1 pseudogene is annotated in these 230 nt (G+C 50.0%); it reads left to right on the top strand.

What is annotated here, in order from left to right:
* A pseudogene (locus KVT27_RS26455) lies at positions 1 to 230 on the top strand (ABC transporter permease); the annotation flags it as partial.

Here is a 230-nt window from a genome sequence, read left to right as displayed (position 1 = left end):
GCTTCCGCTCTCTATGCCGGCGATGGCGACGTTCGCGCTATTCTACTCCGTTACGCATTGGAATCAGTTCTTTAACGCCATTCTGTATATCAACGATAATGCCAAATGGCCGATTCAAGTCCTGCTGCGGGAAATTATTATGCTGGCGCAAAGCCGTATCGGCGATTCCGGATTTGATGAAGCTGAGATTCAACCGCTCACGATTCGGATGGCTGTCATCGTATTCGCCA

Origin of the sequence: Lysinibacillus sp. GbtcB16 (assembly GCF_019091145.1) — a bacterium.
In the GTDB taxonomy this organism is placed as follows: Bacteria; Bacillota; Bacilli; order Bacillales_A; family Planococcaceae; genus Lysinibacillus; species Lysinibacillus fusiformis.
The sequence above is the reverse complement of the archived record's forward strand: the minus strand, read 5'-3'. Positions and strand labels throughout refer to the sequence as shown.